The 25,252-nt window shown below is 70.4% G+C and carries 22 protein-coding genes and 4 pseudogenes; 19 read left to right on the forward strand and 7 right to left on the reverse strand.

Going from position 1 to position 25,252, the window contains the following annotated elements:
• Nucleotides 1-50: 50 nt before the first annotated feature.
• Both QFZ82_RS35420 and QFZ82_RS35425 read left to right on the forward strand, forming a co-directional pair.
• Nucleotides 51-827: an SDR family oxidoreductase gene (locus QFZ82_RS35420; protein WP_307717022.1), complete on the forward strand. Its 777-nt coding sequence runs from the start codon at nucleotides 51-53 to the stop codon at nucleotides 825-827.
• A 119-nt stretch (nucleotides 828-946) separates the two neighbouring features.
• Nucleotides 947-1,861, forward strand: coding sequence for an SDR family oxidoreductase (locus QFZ82_RS35425; protein WP_307717023.1), 915 nt, complete (start codon nucleotides 947-949; stop codon nucleotides 1,859-1,861).
• Between the two features lie 39 nt (nucleotides 1,862-1,900).
• Here the strand turns inward: QFZ82_RS35425 and QFZ82_RS39880 are convergent.
• Together QFZ82_RS39880 and QFZ82_RS35435 are read right to left on the reverse strand one after the other, a co-directional pair.
• Nucleotides 1,901-2,739 (reverse strand): annotated as a pseudogene (locus tag QFZ82_RS39880) (transposase).
• Between the two features lie 29 nt (nucleotides 2,740-2,768).
• Nucleotides 2,769-3,074 (reverse strand): annotated as a pseudogene (locus tag QFZ82_RS35435) (pyridoxamine 5'-phosphate oxidase family protein); the annotation flags it as partial.
• Nucleotides 3,075-3,326: 252 nt separating this feature from the next.
• On the opposite strand from QFZ82_RS35435, the gene QFZ82_RS35440 reads away from it, so the two are divergent.
• The 6 genes and pseudogenes from QFZ82_RS35440 to QFZ82_RS35465 all read left to right on the forward strand — a co-directional run bounded on the left by QFZ82_RS35440 (nucleotide 3,327) and on the right by QFZ82_RS35465 (nucleotide 7,438).
• Nucleotides 3,327-3,587 carry a hypothetical protein gene (locus QFZ82_RS35440; RefSeq protein WP_307717025.1) on the forward strand — a complete coding sequence of 87 codons (261 nt, stop codon included), beginning with the start codon at nucleotides 3,327-3,329 and terminating at the stop codon, nucleotides 3,585-3,587.
• A gap of 300 nt (nucleotides 3,588-3,887) precedes the next feature.
• On the forward strand, nucleotides 3,888-5,204 hold the full coding sequence (locus QFZ82_RS35445) for a PQQ-binding-like beta-propeller repeat protein (protein ID WP_307717026.1): 1,317 nt from the start codon (nucleotides 3,888-3,890) through the stop codon (nucleotides 5,202-5,204).
• A 247-nt stretch (nucleotides 5,205-5,451) separates the two neighbouring features.
• Nucleotides 5,452-5,693 (forward strand): annotated as a pseudogene (locus tag QFZ82_RS35450) (transposase); the annotation flags it as partial.
• A pseudogene (locus QFZ82_RS35455) lies at nucleotides 5,665-6,168 on the forward strand (SDR family NAD(P)-dependent oxidoreductase); the annotation flags it as partial. The pseudogenes QFZ82_RS35450 and QFZ82_RS35455, both read left to right, overlap by 29 nt.
• 152 nt (nucleotides 6,169-6,320) lie before the next feature.
• Nucleotides 6,321-6,776 carry a hypothetical protein gene (locus QFZ82_RS35460; protein ID WP_307717027.1) on the forward strand — a complete coding sequence of 152 codons (456 nt, stop codon included), beginning with the start codon at nucleotides 6,321-6,323 and terminating at the stop codon, nucleotides 6,774-6,776.
• A gap of 128 nt (nucleotides 6,777-6,904) precedes the next feature.
• Nucleotides 6,905-7,438: a GNAT family N-acetyltransferase gene (locus tag QFZ82_RS35465; RefSeq protein WP_307717028.1), complete on the forward strand. Its 534-nt coding sequence runs from the start codon at nucleotides 6,905-6,907 to the stop codon at nucleotides 7,436-7,438.
• Nucleotides 7,439-8,290: 852 nt separating this feature from the next.
• On the opposite strand, the gene QFZ82_RS35470 is transcribed toward QFZ82_RS35465, so the two are convergent.
• Nucleotides 8,291-9,274 (reverse strand): LysR family transcriptional regulator, encoded by a 984-nt coding sequence (locus QFZ82_RS35470; RefSeq protein WP_307717029.1) that lies wholly within the window; start codon nucleotides 9,272-9,274, stop codon nucleotides 8,291-8,293.
• Between the two features lie 301 nt (nucleotides 9,275-9,575).
• On the opposite strand from QFZ82_RS35470, the gene QFZ82_RS35475 reads away from it, so the two are divergent.
• Entirely contained in the window at nucleotides 9,576-11,780 is a 2,205-nt protein-coding gene (locus QFZ82_RS35475) for a M9 family metallopeptidase (RefSeq protein WP_307717030.1), read from the forward strand.
• A gap of 308 nt (nucleotides 11,781-12,088) precedes the next feature.
• Here the strand turns inward: QFZ82_RS35475 and QFZ82_RS35480 are convergent, their stop codons facing one another.
• Nucleotides 12,089-12,988: a LysR family transcriptional regulator gene (locus tag QFZ82_RS35480; RefSeq protein WP_307717941.1), complete on the reverse strand. Its 900-nt coding sequence runs from the start codon at nucleotides 12,986-12,988 to the stop codon at nucleotides 12,089-12,091.
• Nucleotides 12,989-13,952: 964 nt separating this feature from the next.
• Here QFZ82_RS35480 and QFZ82_RS35485 point away from each other — a divergent pair.
• The 10 genes from QFZ82_RS35485 to QFZ82_RS35530 all read left to right on the forward strand — a co-directional run bounded on the left by QFZ82_RS35485 (nucleotide 13,953) and on the right by QFZ82_RS35530 (nucleotide 19,037).
• Nucleotides 13,953-14,255, forward strand: a complete 303-nt coding sequence (locus QFZ82_RS35485; RefSeq protein WP_307717031.1) for a gas vesicle protein — start codon at nucleotides 13,953-13,955, stop codon at nucleotides 14,253-14,255.
• Nucleotides 14,256-14,320: 65 nt separating this feature from the next.
• Nucleotides 14,321-14,755, forward strand: coding sequence for a gas vesicle structural protein GvpA (locus QFZ82_RS35490; RefSeq protein ID WP_307717032.1), 435 nt, complete (start codon nucleotides 14,321-14,323; stop codon nucleotides 14,753-14,755).
• Nucleotides 14,756-14,758: 3 nt separating this feature from the next.
• Complete coding sequence (locus QFZ82_RS35495; RefSeq protein ID WP_307717033.1) at nucleotides 14,759-15,472, forward strand: GvpL/GvpF family gas vesicle protein; 714 nt, start codon at nucleotides 14,759-14,761, stop codon at nucleotides 15,470-15,472.
• A 25-nt stretch (nucleotides 15,473-15,497) separates the two neighbouring features.
• Nucleotides 15,498-15,752, forward strand: a complete 255-nt coding sequence (locus QFZ82_RS35500; RefSeq protein ID WP_307717034.1) for a gas vesicle protein GvpG — start codon at nucleotides 15,498-15,500, stop codon at nucleotides 15,750-15,752.
• A 157-nt stretch (nucleotides 15,753-15,909) separates the two neighbouring features.
• Entirely contained in the window at nucleotides 15,910-16,353 is a 444-nt protein-coding gene (locus QFZ82_RS35505; protein WP_307717035.1) for a gas vesicle protein, read from the forward strand.
• Nucleotides 16,350-17,180: a GvpL/GvpF family gas vesicle protein gene (locus QFZ82_RS35510; protein ID WP_307717036.1), complete on the forward strand. Its 831-nt coding sequence runs from the start codon at nucleotides 16,350-16,352 to the stop codon at nucleotides 17,178-17,180. The genes QFZ82_RS35505 and QFZ82_RS35510 overlap by 4 nt, the downstream gene beginning before the upstream one ends.
• On the forward strand, nucleotides 17,177-17,389 hold the full coding sequence (locus tag QFZ82_RS35515; protein WP_307717037.1) for a gas vesicle protein: 213 nt from the start codon (nucleotides 17,177-17,179) through the stop codon (nucleotides 17,387-17,389). The genes QFZ82_RS35510 and QFZ82_RS35515 overlap by 4 nt, the downstream gene beginning before the upstream one ends.
• Complete coding sequence (locus QFZ82_RS35520; protein ID WP_373429461.1) at nucleotides 17,322-17,747, forward strand: gas vesicle protein K; 426 nt, start codon at nucleotides 17,322-17,324, stop codon at nucleotides 17,745-17,747. The genes QFZ82_RS35515 and QFZ82_RS35520 overlap by 68 nt, the downstream gene beginning before the upstream one ends.
• 143 nt (nucleotides 17,748-17,890) lie before the next feature.
• Nucleotides 17,891-18,406 carry a DUF2165 domain-containing protein gene (locus QFZ82_RS35525; RefSeq protein WP_307717942.1) on the forward strand — a complete coding sequence of 172 codons (516 nt, stop codon included), beginning with the start codon at nucleotides 17,891-17,893 and terminating at the stop codon, nucleotides 18,404-18,406.
• Nucleotides 18,407-18,662: 256 nt separating this feature from the next.
• Nucleotides 18,663-19,037 (forward strand): VOC family protein, encoded by a 375-nt coding sequence (locus QFZ82_RS35530; RefSeq protein WP_307717039.1) that lies wholly within the window; start codon nucleotides 18,663-18,665, stop codon nucleotides 19,035-19,037.
• Nucleotides 19,038-19,136: 99 nt separating this feature from the next.
• Here QFZ82_RS35530 and QFZ82_RS35535 read toward each other — a convergent pair whose 3' ends face one another.
• The 3 genes from QFZ82_RS35535 to QFZ82_RS35545 form a co-directional block, all read right to left on the reverse strand.
• Nucleotides 19,137-19,583, reverse strand: coding sequence for a roadblock/LC7 domain-containing protein (locus QFZ82_RS35535; protein WP_307717040.1), 447 nt, complete (start codon nucleotides 19,581-19,583; stop codon nucleotides 19,137-19,139).
• Nucleotides 19,580-21,637 carry an ATP-binding protein gene (locus QFZ82_RS35540; protein WP_307717041.1) on the reverse strand — a complete coding sequence of 686 codons (2,058 nt, stop codon included), beginning with the start codon at nucleotides 21,635-21,637 and terminating at the stop codon, nucleotides 19,580-19,582. Before QFZ82_RS35540 ends, QFZ82_RS35535 begins: the two co-directional genes overlap by 4 nt.
• A 303-nt stretch (nucleotides 21,638-21,940) precedes the next feature.
• A complete protein-coding gene (locus QFZ82_RS35545; protein WP_307717042.1) occupies nucleotides 21,941-24,937 on the reverse strand; it encodes a family 16 glycoside hydrolase in 2,997 nt (998 codons plus the stop codon).
• Nucleotides 24,938-25,252 lie beyond the last annotated feature (315 nt).

Raw genomic sequence — 25,252 nt, forward strand, 5'->3', positions numbered from 1 at the left:
CATTTGTTAGGTGAAGGTAGCAGTGGATCCCCCACTACGGGAGGTGTCAATTGGCAGCGATCATCGACCTGTCCGGCTCCGTCGCCGTCGTCACCGGCGGAACCCGAGGCATCGGCGCGGGGATCACCCGCGCCCTGCTCGAAGCCGGTGCGCAGGTCGTGACCTGCGCGCGACGGGCTCCGGACAAGCCTGTCGAGGCTGCGGGGCGCAGGGCCCGCTTCCTTCCCGTCGACCTCCGCGACCCGCAGGCGGTCGGTGGATTCTTCGAACGGGTGCGGAGCGGCTACGGGCGGCTGGACACCCTGGTCAACAACGCCGGGGGCACTCCCTTCCGGATGCTCGACGAGGGCGGAGCCGAACGCCACGCCCGGGTCGTCGAGCTGAACCTCGTCGCGCCGCTGACCGCCTCGCTCGCCGCGTACGAGGTGATGCGCCATCAGAGCGGGGGCGGATCGATCGTGATGATCGGCAGCGTCAGCGGGACCCGCCCGTCCCCGGGGACCGCGGCGTACGGAGCCGCCAAGGCGGGCCTGGAGAACCTCGCACGCTCCATGGCCGTGGAATGGGCGCCCCGGGTGCGGGTCAACACGCTCGTCCTCGGAATGGTCCGCACCGAGCTGTCCCACCTGCACTACGGGGACGAGGACGGCATCGCCGCCGTCGGCCGCACCGTGCCGCTCGGCCGGCTCGCCGATCCCTCCGACATCGGCGACGCCTGCGTCTTCCTCGCCTCCGACCGGGCCGCGTACATCAGCGGCGCCGCCCTGCACGTCCACGGGGGAGGGGAGCGCCCCGCCTTCCTCGACGCCGCCGGCGTCAACAACTGACCGCCTGACCGCCTCCGGCAGGGGTGGGGCGTGAAGACGCGCGCCGCCGCCGTGGTGCCGGGGCACCTGCCCAGGGCGGCTGCCGCAGGACATCCGCTCTCACTGAAAGGACACAAACCATGACCACGGGAATCTGCACCGGACGCGTCGCCGTCGTCACCGGGGCCGGCCGCGGGCTCGGCCGCGCGCACGCCCTCGCCTTCGCCGCCGAGGGAGCGAGCGTCGTCGTCAACGACCTCGGCGTCGGCCTCGACGGCACGGGAGAGGCCTGCGGGCCCGCCCAGCAGGTCGTCGACGAGATCCGCGCGCTCGGCGGGGAGGCGGTCGCCCATGGCGGGGACATCGCCACCGCCGACGGCGCGGCCTCGCTCATCGCCACCGCCGTGGACGCCTTCGGCCGCCTCGACACCCTCGTCAACAACGCCGGATTCCTGCGCGACCGCATGCTCGTCAATCTCGACGAGGACGACTGGGACGCCGTCATGCGCGTCCACCTCAAGGGCCACTTCCTGCCGCTCAGGCATGCCGCCGCGCACTGGCGCGCCGAGGCGAAGGCCGGCCGTACGCCCGAGGCCCGCGTGATCAACACCAGCTCCGGGGCCGGCCTGCTCGGCAGCGTCGGCCAGGGCAACTACGCCGCCGCCAAGGCCGGGATCGTCGGCCTGACGCTCGTCGCCTCGGCGGAGATGGCGCGCTACGGCGTCCAGGTCAACGCGATCGCCCCGGCCGCCCGCACCCGGATGACCGAGCGGACCTTCGCCGACACCATGGCCGCCCCCCAGGACGGCGCATTCGACGCCATGGCCCCGGAGAACGTCTCTCCCCTTGTCGTCTGGCTGGGCTCCTCCGCCTCTGCCGGGGTGACGGGACGGGTCTTCGAGGCCGAGGCCGGCCGGATCACCGTCATGGAGGGCTGGCGGCCCGGTCCCACCGCGGACAAAGGCGCCCGCTGGACCCCGGCGGAGGCGGGGGAGACCGCCCTCAAGCTGCTGGCCGAGGCCGAGACCCCCCAACCGGTGTACGGGGCGCGTTGACTTCCGCTCCCCTGCCTTCGTGACCCCGTTGCTGATCTTTCATTTCGAGGGGCGCGCGAGGAGGCGGCATAAGTGGGTGGTGCGGGTGCGCTCGGGGCGGTGGCCTTGCTGCCAGGCATCGATCCGGATGAGGTTGACGGCCGTGGCGGCAAGGCAGTGGCCCAGGTGGGTGGCGGCTGCGGTCCGGTAGCGGCTGCGGCGTGCGTGGGTGCCGTGGATGATCTGGCAGACGGTGGCCTCGATTCCGGCGCGTCGGCGGTAGCGGTCCCGCCAGGCGTCGGTTTCCTGTTCGCGGCGGCGCTGCTGGAGGGCCGCTCTCTGGGCGGCTCGCGCAGGGTGAGTGCCCGCCCCCACTTGCCGTTGCCCGCTGTCGTGCACTGCGAGCGCAGCGGACAGGCACGGCAGGTCGCCGCGTCGAAACGGATCTGGACCAGGGGGACGCGTGTGCGGCGACTGCTGCGGGTGGCAGCCCAGGAGACGCTGGTGTGCCCACCCGGACAGATCGCCTCACGTCGGGCGTCGTCGATCTGGAAGTGATCGTGGCCAAACCGTTGGAGGCCGTCGCCTCCGGTGATAGGGCGTGCAGGGCCGACGAGGTCGATGCCGTGTTCCTGACGGGCGGTGACCAGGGTGCCGGCCGTGACGTAGCCGCTGTCGACGAGCTGTTCGGTGGGCAGCAGCTTCCGCTCGGGGAGGCGGGTATGGATGCCGGGCAGGGCCTCGCTGTCCCCGTCGGCCGCGGTCGCGGTGGCGACGTCCGTGACCAGCCGGGGTGTTTCGTCGTCGCAGGTCTCGGTCAGGTGCAGCCAGTAGCCCGTCCAGCTCGTGGTCTTCTTGGTGCCGTAGCGCGCCTCGGTGTCATAGGGGCTTACCAGCATCTGGTGCGCAGGGGGCAGGTCCTCGCCTCGTCGCCGGCAACCGTCGTGATCTCGGAGACCTCGGCCTCGCCCTCGGCGACGGCGAACGACCACACGTCACCGCCCTGCACCTGCAGCGCCGCACGCGGATCGCGCCGCAGGTGCGCGACCTTGATGCGGTCAGCCGTCGTCGAGAGCCGCACGATGCGGGCCTCGCGGTCCCAGCTGTAGAGCATGGTGGTCAGGTGCGGGTGGCCACTGCGCTTGACGGTGGCGAGGGTACCGAACTGCCGCTTGCCGAGCAGGTCGGAGAGGGCTTCGTCGGACAGCGGGCGAGGTGTCGGTCCTTGAGTCATGACGCAATCAACGCCCGTGACCGCCTGGCAATTTCATGGACGCCCCGCAGTGGGCCGCCCCACCACTCACCTTCGCAACAGGCCCTGGGCAGTGTCTCCAAATGATCTCGGTTCCGGGATCACGGGGTCGTGATACATCGTCGTGAACTGCCTTATGCCGAAGGCGAGTCGCGGGGGCGGAATGCCGCAGGCCTCGCTGAGGAACTGCTGGGGCTTGCGGTTCGGGCGGTGGTCTTCAGGCGGTGTTGTTCAGTGGGTTCCGATCTGGAGGAATGCCTGGACGAGTGGGACAGGGGGCACTGCGGGCGACATGACCTGGGAGCCGAAGTGCACGACGACGAGGTCGAGTCGGGGCGAGATGAACAGGCGCTGGCCGTGTCGAACGTGCCGTTCGCCGCCCACCGGCGGAAACGGGTGGAGAGAGCGGCCCACGGTCCGTACCGCTCGGTAACTCGCCGCGAGACTGTCGGCCTCCAGCGCAGAGTCAAGCGGACGAAGGTCGAGCAGCAGTGAGTGATCTTGGCCATGCGGTCCGTGCAGAGCACCGGTCCTTCCCTGGTGCGCAATTCACTCTGCCCGTCGATGGCACCGGGCTAGGGTTCTGTGTCCCCGTTTGCCGATCAAGGATTGGTGTTCTGCATGTCTCAACCACCGATGCCGCCCACTCCGCCGTCCCACCATGGTTCCTACGGCCCCCCTTCCCAGCCGGTCGCCCCGTATGGTCCGCCTCCCGAACGGGGACGTGCTCGAGCTGGTGTGCTGATCGGCGTGGTGGCTGCCGCGCTGGCCGTGGTGGCGGGTGGTGTCGCGTGGGTGACTTCAGATGCGGGGCAGCAGGACAGCACCGCCGGCAAGGGTGCCTCCCCCTCGTCCACGTCTCCCGCGCCGTCGCCGAAGTCGTCGAGCACAGAAGGGAAGGTCGCCTGGGAGGTTGCCGCGCCAGCAGCCGAGCAGGACGGGCGGACAGTGTCGGCGCCAGGTGCCTGGCTTTCCGGGACCACATACGCGACCGGTGTCTCCGACGGGGTAACCGGCTACGACGTCGCCAGCGGCACCGAACAGTGGTCGATTCCGCTCAGTGGCGACATCTGCCAGGCCTCGCCCACCCGCACGAGCAACGGCTATGTGGCCGTCGCCTACCGCACGGGCAAGCAGACCGAGAGTTCGTGCACCCAGTTCGCCGTCATCGACATCACCAAGGGCCGCGTTGTGTGGCGCACCGCCCTGAAGACCACGCTGAAGCCGCGGGGACTGGGCATGAGCGTGGCTGTCACCGACCAGGTGGCCGCGATCGGCTGGCCCACCACAGCCGAGGCGGCCACAGCGGCTGGCGGTTCGTTTGGGTTCGAGCTGAACACCGGTAAGACCGTGTGGACCGCCCCAGCTCCGGGATGCGACGGCGATGAGCATGTGGGCGGGAAGGTACTGGTCACGCACAGCCTGTGCGGCGGGAACTGGAAGGGCGGCACCCATCGGGTCGGCCACCGCGAGCCTGCGACCGGGAAGGTGACCTGGCGATACACGACCCGCGCCACCGACGCCTGGATCGTGTCCGCCGATCCCCTGATCGTTGGCGTCAACTCCGGCCCGTTCGAGCAGGACGCCCCCGACCGACTGCTCTCCGTCTCGACGCAGGGCAAGGTCCAGGCCACCTGGAAGAGCAAAGACACCTACGCCACCGGCTGCACCGGGCAGCACCGCCGCTGCGGCGGAGTCCTCACCACACCCGGAACTGTGTACCTCGCGACGGATGACTTCCACAACGCCAACTCCATCCATGCGTTCGACACGGCCACCGGGAAGCGAAAGTGGTCCTTCACCCCGGACACCGGACTCAGCCGGGTCCTGGTCCCCGTCCAAGCCGACCGCAACGGCCTGACCGTCCACATGCAGCCCACCAGCAACCGCGGCAGCGAGGTAATCCGCCTCGCCGCGGCAGACGGCAAGTCCACCCAGCTGATGAAGATGCCCGACGCGGGCATCGGCGAGACAACACCTGATTACGAGATGGTCAACGACCTGGTTGAAGACCCGCTGCACTATGCGGACCAGCGGCTGTTCGTACACCGCCGCGGCCAGTTCAACTACTTCATCGACGCCCCGATGACCATGGTCCTCACGACGCGTTGAGGCCGCCACGTCAGGGCGTCCGCCCGCAGGGCTCGAATCCGACAGAAGGTCCGGCCCGCAGCGGCCGGACCTTTCCCTCCAATGGCTATCTACCCCGGCCGCGCCAGGGCTTGCGGGACGGGACCTGCCGCAGCCGGCACCCTGAACGGCGCAATTGGGCTCGTCGCCGGTGGTTTCCTTACCCGATGCAGTGAGTAGGACTCCGTTAGGTCTTCGGGTTCCGCCTGATTCTGGGCACGTTGGGTGGATGGACGCACATGAAGTGAACCGTGTCCGGGCGGAGTCGGCGTTATACGTGGCTCATGTGTTCGCCTCGGTGCCGCGCAAGGACCAGCGGGCCGAAGGCGACTGCTACCTGCGGTGACTGATGTCGGACGCCGCCGCAAGTCGATCCAGGCCATGGCCTCGCGGCTGCCGGACGGCAACGAGCAGAACCTGCAGCAGTTCGTGAACCAGTCCCGTGCGGGAGGGCGTCCAAGGCGCGCTCGCCGATCTGGGGGACCTGGACGTGCCGGTCAACGCGGCGGACATCCTGCGGTCCGCGCACACCGAGCAGATGTCGCTGGAGTTCTGGAACCGGATCGTCGCGGTGAACCTCACCGGCACCTTCCTGGTGACCCGCGAGGCGCTGCCCGCGCTGCTGGCCACCGGCCGGGGCGTGGTCGTCAACTTCAGCTCCACATCGGCTGCGGGCGTTGTGCGTGGCGCCGGGCAGCATTTTTAGCGGCATGACCGACGGCTCCGGTGCCGGCGGCTCGAACCGCGGGCCCGGCCTGCCGGAGGACACCGACTGGGAACTGCTCGGCAAGCTGCGGCCGGCGCTGACGGGGGAGGCTTCGCCGATCCGGCGACGGGCTTCGCCGGTCCGGAGTCCGTCGCGGGCGACGTGGCGATGCTGGCCTCGGACGAGGGGGCCTTCATCACCGGCACCGAACTCCGCATCGACGGCGGCACCCACATGTGACGGCGCGCCGGTCCTTGTCGGCCGTATCGAGCTCGCTGCGGTCGTGCTGTGCGATGCCGAGGCGGTGCCTCGCTCGAGGAGGTGCTGACCAGTACTCTTCCGGGGGCCGCAGGCCGGTGCTCGGCGCTGTCGTAAACAATGTGGATGTGGATGTGGATCTGAGACCGGAGCTGATGCCGCCTGTTGTGGGCCCTGAGCGGCTGGAAGAGCTGAGCCGCGAGATCGAACGGATCGCCGGCCTGGTCGAGGCCCGTTCCGCGGACGAGGATGAGGCGATCCGCGCCTTCAACACGATGACCGGCCACGATTACGAGGCTTGTCACTTCGCCCATTACTGGCGCAGCAGGGACCTGGAGGACTTCGCCCGGGAGGCGGCCCGGCCGGCTCGCCCCCGGGTCGCGGACGTCACGAAGGAGGAGCTCGTGGAGATCGTCCGCAGAGTGCTCGTCGCCGACGCGGAGACCGACTACTACCTGCTGCTCCTCCAAATGAACGTGCTGCATCCCGCGGTCAGCGGTTTGATCTTCCATCCCGCGGACGCCCTCCGGGACGCGTCTGCGGAAGAGATCGTCGAGGAGGCCCTGGCGTACCGGCCGATTGCGCTCTGAGCTTGCAGTGTGCCGAGGCCCGCCACCGGGGCCTACTCGCCGGGCAGTTGGGTGGCGTGGCGGCATCCCGGGACCGGCGAGACCTCCCTGGCATGGCCAGGAGCCGGCACGAACGGGATCATGGCGAGATGACTGATCGCCTCTCTTCCGCATCGCCAACCGTGGTGCGGCTCACGGAATATACGAAGACCGAGCAGATCGAAATCCTCGGCGACAGCGCCGATCCCTTCGGCGTCGCGGACGCCGGATTGACGTGGCTGCCCAAAGAAGATCATTTCGGCGTCAGGCAGGAGGGCCGCCTCGTGGCACACGCCGGTCTGCTGCGGCTACCCGTGTTGATCGGCGGTGTCGGCACACAAGTGGTCGGTGTCGGCGGGGTGGCTGTCGCGCCTGATCTGCGGGGGCAGGGACTGGCACGGTCGGTCGTATCGGCGGCTCTGGAGCACGCGCGGACGATGGGGCCGCAGCATGGGCTTCTCTTCTGCCGACCGCCCCTCGTCTCGCTCTACGAGCGACTCGGCTGGCGAACGCTTGAGCAGGACGTCCAGGTCGACCAACCCGATGGACCCGTGATCATGCCGCTGCGGACCATGTGGACACCCCTGCGGGACGGCGCCAGTTGGCCCGCGGGAGCGGTACGCCTGCTCTCGTTCCCCATGTGATCGACGGATCCGGTGAGTGCCGTCCCCGGGCCGGCGGCGATGCTGCCGTCACGCCGGGCGCGGATGCCGCGGCGGCCGGGTCCGCCGGGCCTTGAACGGGCGCGCTCATGGGGATGTTCCGAACGTCTCCATGAGCGCCTACCCGCCGAAGCGGACGCGTCGGCAGGGAAGTAGCGCAGGTCCGGGTGGGCCGGGTCGAACCGGGGCATGCCGGGGGGAAGGACAGGGTGCAGCGCCTCGAAGACCCTGCGCACGGCGTCGTCCGTGTACTCCGCTGCCGTCCTGGTGGCCTGGAGGACGGCCCTGCCCGCCCGGAGCGGGAACACCGCGTGGAAGGCGCCCGACGCGGCGAGAGCGTCGGGCCCGCCCAGGCGTTGCGACAGCTCCTCCGGGCACACCGTCGTCCAGGAGTAGCCGCGGAGCAGCTTCCTGGCCTCCCGGACCGAGTCCCGCACCCGCCGGCCCAGCACCCAGTCGAGGTTGGTCTCCTCCGAGGCCGGCGCGTCGGCGCCCAGCCACGCGAAGGCCGGGTTCACACCGTCCAGCGCGGCCACCAGAAACTCCACCGCACGGGCGCAGAACCCGGCGTCGTCGAGCCCTCCGCAGTCCGCCCCGAACAGCAGCTGGGCCTCGGCGTTCGGGCGGCGGACCCTGATGGTCGAGCTGCGTACATGGACGCGATCTCCCGCACAGACCAACCACCGGCCGGGACACCCCGGCCGGTGGTCAGACCGCGCTATGCCGTGAGCTCGTAGAGGCCGCGCGCATGGCAGGGCCGGAGGACTCTCCGGCCCTGCCGTCGTTCTGCAGGCCGACTGCCGGATCGCCGGTGTGCGCGGCCTGGCAGCCCCGTCACGTGAGCTTCGTGCCGCTCCGACCCGTCGGACGAGCGGCGGCGTAGGTCCGGTTCGCCCAGGCCTGGAAGTGCGGGGCACGGATGACGAGTTCACGGTAGGCCGCGGCCGCGTAGTGGTGGAGCGCTTCCGCCGTCACCTCGTCGACGCTGTCGCGCCGCCGGATCATCAGGTGCCTGAGCCACAGCGGCGTACCGGCCAGCGGTTTGATCTGCACGCCGTCGACGGGCCTGTGGGTGGCCTGGATGGCGGAGACGCCGTGGCCGTCGGCGATGAGTGCCTGCAACTGGTCGAGCGGGCTGAACTCGTGCACGGCCGCAGGGGTGAAACCGGATGCCCGGCACGCATCGTAGAACGCGCCCGGCCAGCCCACCCCGTCGTCGGGCGCGACGAACCAGGTGTCCTCGGCCAGCTCCTCGAGCGGCACCTCCACCCGGTGCGCCAGCCGGTGATCGGCGGGCAGCGCGACGAAGACCGGTGCCGTGACGATGGCGCGGTGTGCGAGCGCGGGGGAGTGGCGCAGATCCTGCCCCGGGTAGTCGATGCCCAGCGCGGCGTCCAGTTCGCCGTCCTCCACGAGCCTGACCAGTTCCCCGGTGGCGTACACGCTGCTGATCGACATCGTCAGATCCGGGAAGGCCGTGCGCATCGAGGCCACGAGGCCGGGCAGGACCGGGGTGTTCGTGGCACCGAGCCGCAGCGTGCGCGTCGTTCCCGGCGGCGTGGCGGTCCGCCGCCGGCCGAGGGCGTCCGCACGGGCGAGGACGTCGCGGGCCTGGCTGACGACCTCGACACCGTACGCGGTGAGCTCCACCCCCGTGCTGCCCCTGGTGAACAGCGGCTCGCCCAGCGCCTTTTCGATGCGCCGGAGCTGCGTGCTCATCGCAGGCTGGGTGTATCCGAGGGCCGTGGCGGCCCGGCCCACGCTCCCGGCGTCCGCGATGGCGCACAAGGCACGCAAATGGCGTAGTTCCAGCTCCACTTGCACACACCTCGCCGACCGGGGGGACTGAGACGACCGGCCCATTATGAGCGGCTCCCCGCCCCTCCGGTACGGCACGGGCGCGCTGGGGCCGCGCCCCCGGTGTTATGCCTGGTCCGGTCGATCTCCTATCCCTCAACTCGTTGTTCCGGCACGGCAGTCGTGGAAATCTCCCTGTGCGCCTTCGCCCCGATCGGGCGAGCGGGCGGAGCCGCCCGGCCGGCGCAACCCCCCACCAGGAGTGTCGATGCGAAGAAGAATGTCTCCCTTGCTCGCCTGGGCATCCGCAATATGTGCGTCCGTGGCGCTGGCGATCACCGGAACCCTCCCCGGCTCCGCGTCCGGGGCCGTCGGCCGGCCCGCTCCCGAACCGGCCGTCTCCTCCGCTGCGTCCGCCGCAGCCGATCGGGCATGGACGGGGACCGGGAACGCCCCGACGGACCGCCAGCTCAGGCCGCTGACCCCGGGCGAGCTTCCCCCGCTGTCCGGCCCGGGGTCCGGGAACGGACCGGCCCCGGCCACGCTCACCGCCCCGGCCGCCGGGACAGCAGCCGCCTGCTCACCCGCGGACTTCGGCTCCCGTGACGGCGCGCAGCTCGTGAGTCTCGTCAAGTCCTCCACCGACGCCTGCCTGAACAGCCTGTTCAGCGTCGGAGCGGCCGACGCGCACAGCGTGTTCCGCGAGGCGAAGATGGTCACCGTGGCCGACGCCTTCCGCACCTCCGCGCTCCGCTACACCGGAACCAACGCGGACGGCACCTACCAGCTGGTCCTCTTCCTCCGTGCCGGCTACTACGTCCAGTACGGCCATCCCGACGAGGTCGGCGAGTACGGAGCGCCGCTGAAGACCGCGATACGCGGCGGCCTCGACGCGTTCACCCGGAACAGCCACTACCTGGACGTCACCGAGGAACACGGCCGTACGCTCAGTGAGTCGGTCATCCTGATCGACAGCGCCGCGGAGGCGGGCCGCTATCTCGGGCCGCTCCAGCGGGTCCTGAACGGCTACAACAACAGCTGGAACGCGTCGAGGAGCATGGTGGCCTCCGCCAACGCGGTGTACACGCCGTTGTTCCGAGGTCACCAGTTCCCCGATTTCGTCAGGGCCGTCACCGCCGATCCGGGCATTCTGCGCACCCTGAACCGGTTCGCCCTCGGCCACCTGGACCTGCTCGGCACCGACCGGGCGTACCTGACCAGCAACGCCGGAGCCGAGCTCGCCCGTTTCCTCGGGGACGCCCCGCTCAAGGCGACGGCCCGCCCGCTGGTCAAAGAGGTGATCGACGCCACCGGCATGACCGGGCCGACCGCCCGGCTGTGGCTGGCCACGGCGAACCTGGCCGACTACTACGACGCCACAGCGTGTGGGTACTACGACATCTGCGGATTCAAGGACGAGCTGGCCAAGGTCGCCCTGCCGATCACCCACGCGTGCGATCCGGCCCACACCATCCGGGCCCAGGAGCTGACGGCCGCCCAGCTGGCCGCGTCGTGCGGCAGTCTGCAAAGCCAGGACGCGTACGTCCACGACATCATCGCCGACAACGGTCCCGTGGCCGACGACCACAACACCACCATCCAGGTCGTCGTCTACAACAGCCGTGCGGACTACCAGATGTACGCGGGGGTCATGTTCGGCATCGACACCGACAACGGCGGCATGTACCTGGAGGGCGACCCCTCCCGCCCGGGCAACCAGGCCCGCTTCATCGCCTACGAACAGGACGGCCAGGTCTGGAACCTCAACCACGAGTACACGCACTACCTCGACGGCCGCTTCAACACCCACGGCGACTTCGCCGACTCCGTGGCCGTGCCCACCGTCTGGTGGATCGAGGGCTTCGCCGAATACGTCTCCTACAGCTACCGCGGCATCGACTACACCGCCGCGATCACGGAAGCCGGCAAGCACACCTACGACCTGAGCACCCTGTTCGGCACCACCTACGAGAACAGCAACCAGGCCAGGACCTACCAGTGGGGTTACCTGGCGGTCCGCTACATGCTGGAGAAGCACCGCCCCGACGTGCTGGCCATCCTGGCCAAGTTCCGCACCGGCGACTACAACGGCGCCTACGCCCTCTACGCCGACGGCATCGGCACCCGCTACGACGCGGACTTCGACGCCTGGCTCACCGCCTGCGCCGCCGGTGCCTGCCAGGGCGGCCCGTCCGCGACGCCGTGCACCGGCGCCGACACCCGGCTGCTGGGCCGGAACTGCTCACGCTCCGGCCGTTCGGCCGCGGCAGGCGGCACCGACCACCTCTATCTGTGGATGCCGGCCGGCTCCACCACCCTGACCGTCACCACCAAGGGCGGCACGGGCAACGCCGACCTGTACTACAACGCCGGCACGTGGGCGTCGCCGAGGGTGTACAGCGCCCGCTCCACCGGCACCGGCACCACCGAACGCCTGACGGTCACCAACACCACGGCCGGATACCGCTACATCAGCCTGTACGGGGCCACGGCCTTCAGCGGCGTGACGGTGACCACGTCGTACTAGGCGGTGTCTTCGCATGATCTCGAGTGGTGGATCACGGTCGGTGATACGTCGCCGTGAAGTCTCGGATGGTGAGCGGTAGTTCGCCCGGCCGCTGTTGCCCGATTCGTTGCGGGCCAGGAAGCGGTTGGACGACCGCGCGGTGCTCAACGGGATCGTGTGGAATGCGCTCACCAGCATGCGGCGGGGCCCCCGAAAGGGGGCTCCGCCACCCGGGACTCGGACGCTCCCGAGGTGGCCCGGCCAGCAGGATTCACCGGGTTCGCCTCGGCCCGGAGCGAAGAGGTCGCGCGCCGCCGGTTCGGTGTCGACTACACCCTGGCCCGGCGGGACTCGGCGTCGCGCAGCAGATCCCGCAGTTTCAGTGCCGCCGGTAGCGGGGCGGCAGGCAGCGCCACATGTACGGTCCGGCGCAGGGCCGGGTCGGTGAGGCGGCACAGGACGAGTTCGTCGGGGACCGCCCAGGCGGCCAGCGAGGGGACCAGCGCCACCCCCAGCCCGGCGGCCGCGTAGCCGAACTTCCCGGTCCACTCCGCGATGCGGATGATCTTCCTGGGGGTGAAGCCCGCTCGCGCGCAGGCGTCGGCGAGTATCGTGGGGCGGTCGCCGTACGCGTTCTGGAGCCAGGCCTCGTCGTGCAGTTCACGCAGGTCGATCGTCCCGGCTCCGGCCAGGCGGTGCCCGCGCGGGAGAGCGACGAACAGCTCGTCCTCGCACAGTGCGGTCGTCGTGACACCGTCGGCCGACGGCAGACCGGACGGGTAGTCGCTGACGACGGCGAGGTCCAGCGCCCCGTCCGCGAGGCGCTCCATCAGCGTGTCGGTCGGGCCCTCGACCGCGACGACCTCGACATCCGGCCTGGCGTCCTGGAGCGCCCGCACGGCGGTGGGGACCAGGGAGATGTTGGCGGTGGCGAACGCGCCTATGTGCAGCAGCCCGCCGTGGCCCGCGTGCAGCACCGCCAGCTCCCGCTCCGCCCGCGACAGCCGGTCGAGCACTTCCATGGCGTGCCGGTGCAGCGTGCGGCCTGCGGGATTCAGTCGTACGCCTCGCGGGAGCCGTGCGAACAGTGGTCCGCCCGCTTGCTGTTCCAGCGCGGCGATTCGCCGGGACACCGCGGACTGCGTGTAGTTGAGCCCGGCCGCCGCTTTCGTGAACGATCCGGTTTCGGCCACGGTCACGAGCAGTCGCAGCGCGTCGATCTCGAACACGTTCCCCCACGCCTCCAAGGTTCTCCTCAGGCCCTCACCATCTTCCCCCAGACATTCCTCGGGCACATAGATCCTATGCAATCCAGGCGCTGGTGGAATGCCTTGCCCCGCCTTGACGTCGTTCACGAGGCGGTTCTGCTGGTGGCTGGGCCGGCTGCTGCCGGTGATCGCCGCCTACCGGCTGTGCTCCCCGACGCCGGATCACCGACCCCTGGTCGCCAGGCTGCGGCTCTGGCGCACCGGTGTCGGCTTCGCCGCGACCGTCGGCGCCTGGCTGAGCCTCGGATTCGTCGCCCCTCGCGACATACCGGCCCGACTGCACGAGGACTTCGGCACCGGCCGTCGTGTCCGTCGTGCCGCTCCTGCCCGTCAGCCTTCCGCTGCTGGCAGCCGACCCCGTGTACGACCGGGTCTCGCTGCAGCTGCGCCTGCTGATCGGCCTGATCGGCCCGGTGACCTGATCGCACTCGCCCGTTGGGAGCTGCGCCGCCTGCGCCGCCTGCGCCGCCTGCGCCGCCTGCGCCGCCTGCGCTGGCTGTACGGCATACGCCTGTCCGACACATGGCGTCGGCCCTGAGCCCGCCGAGTTACTGGTGAGCGGTGTCCGGAAGCCCGGCGTAGTCCGCCTCGGTGAAGCCTGTGCGAAGACAACTCCCAGGACTGCCGCGCCCCGGTCGGCGGCGGTGGTGCGGTCCGCTGTCCTGTCACACACGCGCCGCGCGGTGTGTCAGCGCAGCGACGAAGTCACCGCCCCTGCCGGTTGCACGTGCCGGCAGCCCGTCCGCTGAGGGGCATGTCCCCTTCGTCGCCCCCAGGGGGTATCTGAGCTGGTACGCGGAAAATCAGTGGCGACAAGTAACCGACACCGCCGCATAGGTCCGGTTCTCACGGGCACGCGCATCGAAGCCACGGCGGACGGCCCAAGTCCTCGCCGGAACACGATTTCCGAGGCACGACAGGCGGGATGATGAACACCACGGACGGCAACGGCGGTACGGCCGCCGAGAAACGAATCGATGTTTCCACGGCCATGCGCCGTGCCTCCGACCAGCTCGCCGAGTTGCTCCGGTGCGAGCCCGGCGCCGTTTCCGCGCTGCGTGCCACCGATGAGGGGTGGCGCGCCGACGTGGAGGTCGTCGAACTCGAAAGAGTCCCGGACACCATGAGCGTCATGGCGTCCTACCGCGTCGAACTCGACGCCGACGGCCGACTCGTCGCCTACGAGCGCAGGCACCGGTATGCGAGAGGCCGGATCGACCGCCGCTGAAACCGGGGCCCGGCCCGTCAGGTGAGAGGCCGGGTCCGAACCAGCTCATCGGATGGAGTTCTGCTGTGACTGTCGTCCAGCAAAGCAATGCAGCGACCAGTGGGAGCGGCTCGGGAACCCTGTACGACGTCCTCGAGCTCATCCTCGACCGAGGGCTCGTCATCGACGCCTTCGTGCGGGTCTCCCTGGTCGGGATCGAGATACTCAAGGTCGACGTGCGCGTGGTCGTCGCCAGTGTCGACACCTACCTGAGGTTCGCCGAGGCGTGCAACCGGCTGGACCTCGAATCCGGGCGCAAGGCGCCCAGCCAGCTCACGGACATCGTCGGCGACATGACCGAGAACGGCGCGAAGGGCAAGTCGAAGGGCGCGCTGAGCGGGGCGGTGGAGGCTTTCACCGACACGATCAAGGGCAACCGCGACGAACCCGAGGAGGAGCCGCGCAAGCGCTCCGCCCGCAAGACCTCTGCCAGTCAGACGTCCCAGAGCCGGGGGGAGTGACTGGTGCCCACCTACGTGTACGCCATCACCCGGGCCGACCACCCGCTGCGCCTGGACGGCGTGGCCGGCGTCGGTGACCCGCCGGCGGACCTGCGCACGGTCACCGCGCGGGACCTCACGGCCGTGGTCAGCGAGGCGCCGCCCGGTCTGCGGGCCAAGCGCCGGGACGTGATGGCCCATCAGAGCGTTGTCGAGAGGCTCATGGACGACGGCGCGACCCTGCCCATGCGCTTCGGCCTGCTCGGTCCCGACGACGAGCAGGTGGCCGCCGTCCTCGAACAGGAGCAGTCCGGCTACCGGGAACGGCTCGCCGAGCTGGAAGGCCACGTCGAGTTCCATCTCAAGGCGTCCCGCGACGAGGACGACCTGCTGCGCGAGATCATGGAGCGGAACGACGAGATCCGCCGGCTCAACGAGCTCACACGGGACGACCCCTCGGCCCACCAGGAACGCGTGGCACTCGGCGAGGTGGTGTCCGACGCCGTCACGGCCCGCCGGCAGAGCGAGGCCGACGAACTGGTGGCCCTGCTGGAAGGGGCCGCCGCGCGGACCGCACGGGGCGAGGCCGCCACGAGCGTCTTCCTCAACGTGTCGTTCCTCGTCAGAGACGAGGAGGCGGCGGCCTTCACCCGGCTCGTCCGCGAGGAGGCGGAGCGGCGGGGGAAGACCTACCAGCTCACGCTCACCGGGCCGCTTCCCCCGTACAGCTTCGTCTGACCCTCCCCGACGGAAGGTGGCAGCCGTGGGGCTCATCACCGGCCTCCTGACGTTCCCGCTCGCTCCCGCCCGGGGTACCGCCTGGGTCCTCGACCAGCTCGTGCTGGCCGCGGAACGCGAGTACTACGACCCGGAGCCGGTGCTCAGGGAACTGGCGGCACTGGAGCGGGACCTGACCGCCGGCCGTATCGGGGCGGAGGAGTTCGACCGGCGGGAGGACGATCTCCTCGACCGGCTGGAGGAGATCGAAGCCCACCGGCGCGGAACGCGCGGCCCCTGACCGGGCCGTGCGTGCCCCGGGCGCCGCGGCGTTCCGCGGTGCTGAGACAAGGAGGTGCACGGGCAATGACGGACAACGCCGGGCCGGGCGCAGCCCCGGCAGGGGAGCGGAGCACGTCGCCGGGCGAGACACCGGTGGTGCGGAGGGGACGGACGCCGTGACCCAACCGCTCGCCGGCCGCACGGCCGCTTCCCCGTACGGACAGCAGGGTTCGTCGGCCAACCTCGCCGACATCCTGGAACGCGTCCTGGACAAAGGTGTCGTCATCGCCGGCGACATCCAGATCAACCTGCTCGACATCGAGCTGCTGACCATCAAACTCCGCCTCCTCGTCGCCTCCGTGGACAAGGCGAAGGAGATGGGCATCGACTGGTGGGAGCACGACCCGTCGCTGTCCTCCCGAGCGGTGGCGCCGCGGCAGGCCGCCCCGAACGGGCACCCGGCAGCGGCGGAGGCCGCACACGACGGGCAGGAGGCCCTGGCGCACGAGAACGAGCGGCTGCGCGCCGAACTCGCCGCACTGCGGGCGGCGGCGGGACTGCCCGGAGCGGCCACGGGCACGGAGGGGCACGCCACCACAGAGAGGCGGGACGAACAGTGAACACCGCGGCCGACACCCCGCTGAGCCGCCAGGCCGGCGACGAGCTGTCGTACGTGTACGCGGTCGGCCGGGACCACGACGCGCTGGCGCGCACCGCCGTGCGCCTCGCCGGTGTGGACGACCGGCCCGTGGGCGTGGTGGCCCGCGCCGGCGGACTCGCCGCCCTCGTGTCGCGCGTACCGGCCGTCGCGTACGGTGAACACGGGCTGAAGGCACAGCTGGAGGACCTGGCCCGGCTCGAGGCGGTCGCCCGCGCCCACCACGCGGTGGTCGACGCCGCGTTCGCGGCGGCGACGGTGCTGCCCATGCGGCTGGCCACGGTCTACCTGGACGACGAGCGTGTGACCGCGATGCTGGGGGAACGTCACCACGAGTTCGACGAGCTGCTCCAACGACTGGACCGGCACGTCGAGTTCGGGGTGAAGGTCTACGCCGACCCGAGCGGCACCGCTGTTCCGGAGCCGAGCGGCGAATCGGCGGCCGAGAGCCCCGGGCGCGCCTACCTCCAGCAGCGGCGGGCCCAGCGGCGCGCGGGGCGGGATGCCCACCGGGCCGCCGCCGCCGTGGCCGCGGACGCCGCCCGGGCCGTCCGTGATCTCGCCCCGGAGCGTGTGGTGCACCGCCCCCAGCAGGGCGAACTGTCCGCCCGGGAGGGGGAGAACGTCGCCAACGAGGCCTATCTCGTGCCCGAGGACCGTGCCGGACTGTTCCGTACGAGGCTCCAGGCGCTCGTCCGTGACACACCGGGCGTACGGCTCGAGGTCACCGGTCCCTGGGCCCCGTACTCGTTCGCGACCCCCGTCGCCGACGGCGGCGCCGCACGATGAGCGCCGAGCCGGACCGGGCGGACGCCGCCGCGACCGGCACGCCCGCGGGCCCGCAGATCGCGCTCGTCGATCTGCTGGACCGCCTCCTCAACGGAGGAGCGGTGCTCACCGGCGACCTCGTCCTGTCCGTCGCCGACGTGGATCTGGTGCACATCAATCTCCGCGCCGTCATCCGGTCGATCACGGCGGACGAGCCCGGCCCGTGGTGAGGCGCGCCAGGCACCCGGCGGGAAAGCCCGTACGGTCACACCCGAGGAGGACCCAGTGAGCGGCGAAGCCCGCACGACGGCCCGGCGTCTGGAGACGGATCCCGAGACGGTGGAACGGGACCTGATCAAACTCGTGCTCTCCCTGGTGGAGTTGCTGCGCCAGCTGATGGAGCGCACGGCACTCCACCGTGTCGACGAGGGAGACCTGAGCGAGGACCAGGAGGAACGCGTCGGGATGACGCTGATGATCCTCCAGGAGCGGATGGCGGAGCTGTGCGACCGCTACGACCTCACGATGGACGACCTGAACATCGACCTCGGCCCCCTCGGCTCCCTGCTCCCGCGGCACACCGACTGAGCCGCCCCGGCGACGACATCGTGGAGCGCCTCCCCAACTCGCCGTGCTCATGGCAGAGTTGAGAACCGGGTAGCGGCGAGGCGCCGGCGCCGGCGAGCGAGGGGGCGGACGTGGCGGACGGCACCACGCGCGGCGGCGGCCTGGTGGACCGGCTGCTCCAGCTCGGTACCGCGCCCGTCGCGGCGACCGTTCTGACCGGGACCATGGCGGTGTACATGACGCTGGTCGTCTTCGGGAACATCACCGACTTCGGTACGAACCAGCAGTTCGTCCAGCACGTTCTCGCCATGGATACCACGTTCAAGGATCCGCAGCTGATGTGGCGGGCGATCGAGTCGCCGGCGCTGCAGAACGCCGCCTACGTCGCCATCATCGCCTGGGAGACTCTCGCCGCCGCGGTCCTCCTCCTCGCCACCTGGCTGTGGGCGGCGGGCCTGCGCCACCGCGCCCACGACCGTGCCCGGCGGGCGAGCACCGTGGGTCTCGTGATGGTGCTGCTGCTTTTCGGGCTGGGGTTCATTGCCATCGGCGGGGAGTGGTTCGCCATGTGGCAGTCGTCGGACTGGAACGGCCTGGACGCCGCGGCGCGCAATGTGACGGCGGCGGCCTTCGCCCTCGTGGTGGTCCATCTCCCGTCCGTGCGCGGCGGCGGCAACTGATATCCCGTCAACAGGGTGCCGCGCAGGCTCAGGGGCCTTCCCCGCGCATTTCTGTTGTCGTAGTCGGCAGGATCAAGTAGCGTCACCCGACGTGAACACCGGACCGGCGATACGCCACACACAGACGGGCCATCCGGTGGAGGGCTGATCGCTCGTCGGGTGCCGAGAAGGCACCCTCTCGTTTCGGCACGCGGACCTCCCAGTGCTCGCGCACAGCGAGTCCCTTTTCGTGTCGAACACCAGCGAGGTCAGACGTATGACAGTCACGTTCAACCACACCATCATCGCCGCCAAGGACCGCACCGAGTCGGCGCGGTTCTTCCGAGAGCTGTTGGAACTCCCGGAAGCGCCGTCCTGGGGCCTGTTCACGAACATCCAGCTCACCGACGGCGTCCTGTTGCAGTTCGCCGAGCCGCCGGTCGAAATCCAGATGCAGCACTACGCGTTCCTGATCGACGACGAGCTGTTCGACCGGGCGTACCAGCGCCTGTGCGACGGCGGCATCGACCACTGGGCCGATCCGCAGATGCGGCGCCCGGGCGAGATCAACAACGAGCACGGCGGTCGAGGGGTGTACTTCAAGGACCCCGCGGGCCACGCGATCGAGCTGATCACACGCCCGTACCTGTAGCCGGGTCCGTGCCCGGCCAGGCCCCCGCGATGGGGCGCCCGGCCGGGCACCGGGGTCACCTCTTCAGGGTTCGCTGCTCATGCGGGCATAAGGCGCGCCTCAGCGCGTGGCGGCCACCTGGAGTTCGGTGACCAGCTGCGGCGTGAGCAGGCCGCCCACGCGGTCGGACAGCACCCCCATCTCGTAGCCGATCATGCCGACGTCGCTGCCCTCCGCCGCGACCACGCCCAGACAGCTCCCGTCCCGGACCGTGGTGACCAGCAGGAAGCCGCCGTACATCTCGATCATCACCAGCCTCACACCCCCTCCGCCGTGCCGGCCATGGGCCCGGGCCGCGCCCAGGGCGAGGCTCGTGATACCGGAGACGACGGCGGCCAGGTGGTCGGCGCGGTCGCGGCCCAGGGAATCGGAGGCAGCCAGCAGCAGCCCGTCGGACGAGACGGCGACCGCGTCGGCGACGCCGTGGACGGTCCGTACGAATTCGGCGATGAGCCAACTGAAGTTCTGCGCCTCGCCGGTGAGCGGGGTGCCGGTCGTCACGGTCATGCGCTGTCCTTTCCGGCCGCCGCGCCGCGGGCGACGCCCTCGCGGAAGCCGCTGAGCATGGACCTGATCCGGTCCTTGCCTGGTGGTTGCTCGATGGGGGCGGGGGCGGCGAGCAGCGCGGGCGGCAGGGCCACGTATGCGGTGATGCCTGAGCCCTCGGTCTCGCGGAGTTCGACCTGCGCGCCGAGGCGGGCGGAGAGCCGACCGACGACGTAGTGGCCGAGGAAGCGGGTGGGTGCGACGAGGAAGCTCTGCTTGCCGGAGAGACGGGCGTTGGAGCGGGCCAGCGCCTCGGCGGTCATGCCGACGCCGCGGTCCACGACGGCGAGGCAGTACTCGGCTCCGTCGCGCCAGCCGTACACCTCGACAGGGCGGTCTGGCGGAGAGAAGACCAGTGCGTTCTCGATCAACTCGGCGAGCAGGTGGGACAGTTCGGCCACCGCGTGGCCGCGGATCCGGCACGGCTCGACGTCCACGGCCGCCACCCGCTGGTACTGCTCGACCTCCGACACCGCTGACTGGACGACCTCCAGCGCACCGACCGTGCCCGTCCAGGTACGCGGCGGCCCGTGCTCGCCGACGAGGACGAGCAGCGATTCGGCGTTGCGGCGCATCCGGGTGGCGAGGTGGTCGAGCTCGAAGAGCTCGGCGAGCGCGTCCGGGTCGACCTCCTGGCTCTCCAGCGTGGTGATGAGGCCGAGCTGGCGGCGGAGCAGGCTCTGGTTGCGGCGCCCGAGGTTGGCGAGAGACTCCGAGGTGTTGCGGCGGAGGACGGCCTGCTCGGCGGCGAGGCCGACAGCCGTCCGCTCGACATTGTGAAGAGCCGCGGCGAGCAGGGCGATCTCCTGCGCGCCGTCGTGGAATCCGGGCTCCGGCCCTGGTTCGGGCGGCTCGGACGTGAGGTGGGCCGCGGTGTCGTCCGGGTCGGCCTGCTGAATGCGCAGGACCGCCTCGGACAGGCGTGCACCCGCCACCTCGTCCGCCTCCTGCGCGAGGGCGCCGAGCGGGCGTGTGATGGAGCGGGCCGAGAGTACGGCGAGGGCGGTGGCGAGCGCGACGATCAGCACGCCGAGGCCGAGAAAGCCCCCGAGCTGGCCGGTCGCATCATCGCTGAGCTGCCCTGCCCTGTCCCGTACGTCCGCGCCGACGCTCCGCTGGACGGCGTGCAGGTCGTCGACCAGCACGGTCATCGACCGCCACCACACATCCGGGTCGACGTTCAGCCGGGACCCGTCCGCGCCGGCCGCCGCACGTTTCTCCAGGCCGGTGGCCCGCTTGGCGTCGCGGGTCGCGAACGCACGGTCGAGCGCCCCCCGCTGGGCCTGGGTGGCCGACTGCGCGTACTGCCCGCGGGCGGCGATCCGGGCGGCCCGTACCTCGGTGAACGCCAGATACTCACCGCCTCTGAAGCGCCCCGCCGCGAACACTCCGTTGAGCGAGCCGCGCTCCAGCGCCACGGATTCCTCGATGTCGGCGAGCGCCTGGAGCGCGTCGATCCCGTCCGCCAGCGCCCTGTCGCCGCGCGCCGCGTCATCTCCGTCCGCCGACTGTGCCTTGATCAGCGCGGTGATGACGGAGGTGTAGAAGCGCAGGGTGGCCGCACGGTCCGCGGATCCGTCGTCGACCTCGGCCCGTACGGCGGCCAGACCCGTCAGCAAAGCCCGCGCTCCCTCCACCGCGGACGCGGTCTCCGGGTCGTTGTCGCCCTCGGCGAGCAGCGCGGCGAGGTCGGCACGGGCCTCGTCGGAGCGCAGGCGCTGCCCGTCGACGTCGTCGCGGTACTGGCGGGCCCCGCCCAAGAGGCCGTTGGTGAGGCCCCGCTCGCGCTGCAGATCGTGGACAAGCGCCTGGACCTGGAGCACGAGGTCCACCCGTTCCCGGGTCTCCCGCGCCGCGGACCAGTCGGCGGCGCGATCCGCGACCGCGAGCCCGGTGAGCACGAGCAGCAGACACGTCGGCACGGCCAGCACGACGGCGACCCGCCCGCGGATGGTCTTCCAACCAGGCAGTGCACGTGCGATGCGGCCGATCCCCGGCTTGGCGTTCCCCGTCACACGATCGACGCTAGGCAACGACCGTCAGCACGCCATTTCCCGTCAGTAAGGAGCCCGTTGCACCCCCCTCACCATGGGGCGGTCGCCGGGTGCGGGCCGCGCCATCTCTCCGTAATACGCACACCGACGCGGCCGAGGACAACATTCCTTCATGTTCGGCGGCCTCGGGCCGGAACCGGAACCGGGCATCTGCGCGGACGCTCCTCGAATGCCGATGACGGGTGACACCCCTGTCCTCATCTCTTCGCCGAAACGCCACGACGGCCGTCCCGGGCCCCCGGGACGGCCGTCGCGAGTGGGTCCCTACGACAGGGGCTCGATCCACACGGAGCGGTAGCGCACCTTGTTGCCGTGGTCCTGGAGGCGGATGGCGCCCGCCGTCGGCCCCTCGGGCGCGCCCGCGCCGGTCGGGCCGGTGATCGCCACGTCGTCGTGGACGGTCGTGCCGTTCCAGACCACCGTGACGCGCGCGTCCTCGGTCTTGGCGCCCTTGTCGTCGAAACGGGCCGCGCGGAAGGTGATGTCGTACGTCTGCCAGGTCCCGGGGGGCCTCGCGGCGTTGACGTCCGCGGCCTTCTGCTTGTAGATCGCGGCCGCCTCGTCGTCGGCGGGCGTGGTGTCGCCGTACGAGTCCAGGATCTGGATCTCGTAGCGCTCCTGGAGGTACACGCCGCTGTTGGCGCGGTTCTGGCCGGTCACGTCCGGCGGCAGCTCGGGCAGCCAGAACTCGATGTGCATTCGGAAGTCGCCGAACGCCTGCTTGGCGCGGATGTCGCCGCAGCAGACCTCCATCGCGCCGTCCGTCAAAGGCCACTGGGCCGTGCGCCCGTCGGTGTGCTGCCAGGCGCCGCTGTCCGCTCCGTCGAACAGGACGACGCGGCTGCCGTGGGGATGGACGGCGACGAGGTCGAGGTTGACGTGGCCGGTGTCGCCGTCGTCGTACCGGTAGGTGACCGTGTTGTGCCCGGCGTGCAGGGGCAGCTGCTCGGTGCTGGTGGACCAGCTGTTCCAGGCACCCGTGCTCAGCAGCTTCGACTGCTTGATCCTGGTGCCGTTGACGTACACACTCACCGACTTGGTACCGGTGAACGGATTCGGTCCGTTGGCGTACCGCAGGCCGACGTCGTACGTGTCCTCCTTCTCCACCTCGACGTCGAACGCGACGGCTGCTCCCTTGGTCCCGAACCCGTCGACGAAACCGCTGCCGGAGTAGCCGGCGTGGTTCGTGGCGGTACCGGCGCCGCCCGCGAGGCGCGCCTCCTCCGCCTCGTAGAGCGTGGTCGGCGGTGTTCCTCCCGGCATGGCATTCAGTGTGTACCAGGCCTCGGTGCTCCACAACGCTTCGCCGCTCGCGGAGCTGAAGGGGCGCGGCGAGCGCACGTGGACCACGCGGTCCTGCTTGAGGCCGACGATGTCGAGAGTGACCTTCTTGCGGTCCTCGGACAGCGTGGCCGACCGTACGGCAAGGGTCTCCTCGTCGACCTTGGGGCCGCCGTACGCGGGTGTGGCGACGTAGCGCCACTGCTTGACCTGGTAGCGGGCGGCCAGCGTGTCGGCGGTGGCCTGGGACAGCGGCTGCGTGTACTCCAGCTCGAAGCCTCCCGGCTTCGCCCGCATCGCGAGGATGTCGAAGGCGTTGCCCCCGTTCGGTGTCAGCTTCTGCAGGCCGTGGGCGAGCTTGCCCTCCTGGCCCCAGTTGCCGCCGGCGCCCAGTCCGCCGGCGTAGATCGCGCCGTCCGGGCCGCGGCTGATCCGGTTGACGCCGGCTTCGAGGCCCTGGGTGTGCCGGAAGACGGCGCCCTGGTCCTGGCCCTCGACCCGTTCGAGGTAGGCGCGCTGGAGTCCGCCGTAGGTGACGTCGCCGAAGAGCATCTGACCGGCGAACGGGCCCTCGGTCAGGTGCAGCGGTGTGCTGGGCGAGTTGGCGATCTCGTTCTGGGGCAGCCAGAGCACCGGCTTTGTCACCGGGTTCGCGTCGAACGGCCCGTCCGGGTTCGTGTAGTGGTTGAAGAAGCGGTCCTGCTTGATGCGCACCAGTTTGGAGGCCGGCAGCCAGCCGCCCTGGTTGTCGGTCACGAAGATGTCGCCATCAGGTCCCCAGCCGATGCCGTTGGGCGTGCGCAGGCCGCCGGCGACGTACGAGACCTTGCCGGTCTTCCGGTTGACCTTGACGGTGGTGCCGCGGTTGGCCGCGGGCTGCGGGTCGGTCGTGGCACCGCCGTAGTTGATGGCCACGGACAGGTTGAGGTAGAAGAATCCGTCCCGGTACAGCAGGCCGAAGGCGAACTCGTGGAAGTTGCCGCCGAAGGGCCAGGTCGCGACCGTCCGCGTCGCGTCGACGACGTCGTTCCCGTCGGTGTCCGCGAGTTCGGTCAGCTCGTGCTTCTGCGAGACGTACAGCTTGCCGTCGACGGCCTTGATGCCCATCGGCTCCTTGAGGCCGCTCGCCACCTTCTTGACCGTCACCTTCTCCGGGCCGGTGTCGCCGGTGACGTTGCCGAGGAGGTACACCTCGCCCGTCGTGTTGTCGGTGCCGCCCCACGTGGTCACGGCCAGGCGCCCGTCCGGGAGCCAGTCCATGGCCGTGACCTGCGGCTCGAATCCGCTCGGACGGAGGTCGGTCAGCCGGTAGTTCGGGTGGACACCGGCCAGGGGGAGGCCGTCACCGGGGGAGTCGGCGCCGCTCTCGCACTCCTTGCGGCCCGGCGCCGTCACACGCACGACCCCGGCGTCGGTGCTCAGGACGGAGCCCGGTACGAGGGAGAAGCCCGAGGAGCCCGGCGGCCGCCAGGCCAGGGTGATCTGCTGGCCGCCGGTGCGGTCGAAGTGGTCGATGCGCAGAGCATGGTGACCCTGGGTCAGGTGGACCGTTCCGTCCTTGGGCTCGGCGGCGTGGAGGCCGTCGTGGTCGATGACCGGTCTGTCGTCGATCAGCAGGCGCGAGCCGTCGTCGCTGGTCAGCCGGAAGTCGTAGGAACCGTCCTGCGGGATGTCGATGTTGGCGATCACCTGCGAGACGAAGTGGTCGCCGACGCCGAAGTCCTCGGTCGCGCTCCAGTCGATGACCGGCATCAACTTGTCGACGTTCGGGGTCTGTCCGGGCTTGAGGGAGCAGATCTTGTTCATGGGCAGCTGCACGTCGAAGACGCGCAGGGTGACGCCGGGTTCCTGCGGCGGCAGGTCGCCTGCGGCCGTGTCCGCCGCGTACGACGGCGCCGAGGTGAAGCAGCCGGCGAGGAAGGAGGCGACGACCAGGCCGGTGAGTCGTCTGCGAAGTCGGTGGTGCAGCCGTGCGTGCATGCATCCTCCCGGGCTCCCAGCGGCGGGAGCGCGTAACGGTGGTGAACGAACGTGGACCACAACGCGGGCGGGATCGGGCGATTCCGATCCGGGGGCGATGAGCGGTGGGCGAAACCGTGCGGAAACCTGAAGCTCACACGAGTGCGTCGCACACCCTAGGAGTCTTTCGCTCACGGTGTCCATACTTCGTCATCACTGTGTACAAACTTCAGGGCTTCAAAGGTGAAGTCGCATCGTTTCCCGCGAACTTTCCCTTGCCGCAGCAGAATTGACGGCTCACCGTTCTCGTGGGTCTCACCCTGTGTCTGCTCGGCT

Origin of the sequence: Streptomyces sp. V4I23 (genome assembly GCF_030817975.1) — a bacterium.
Classification (GTDB): domain Bacteria; phylum Actinomycetota; class Actinomycetes; order Streptomycetales; family Streptomycetaceae; genus Streptomyces.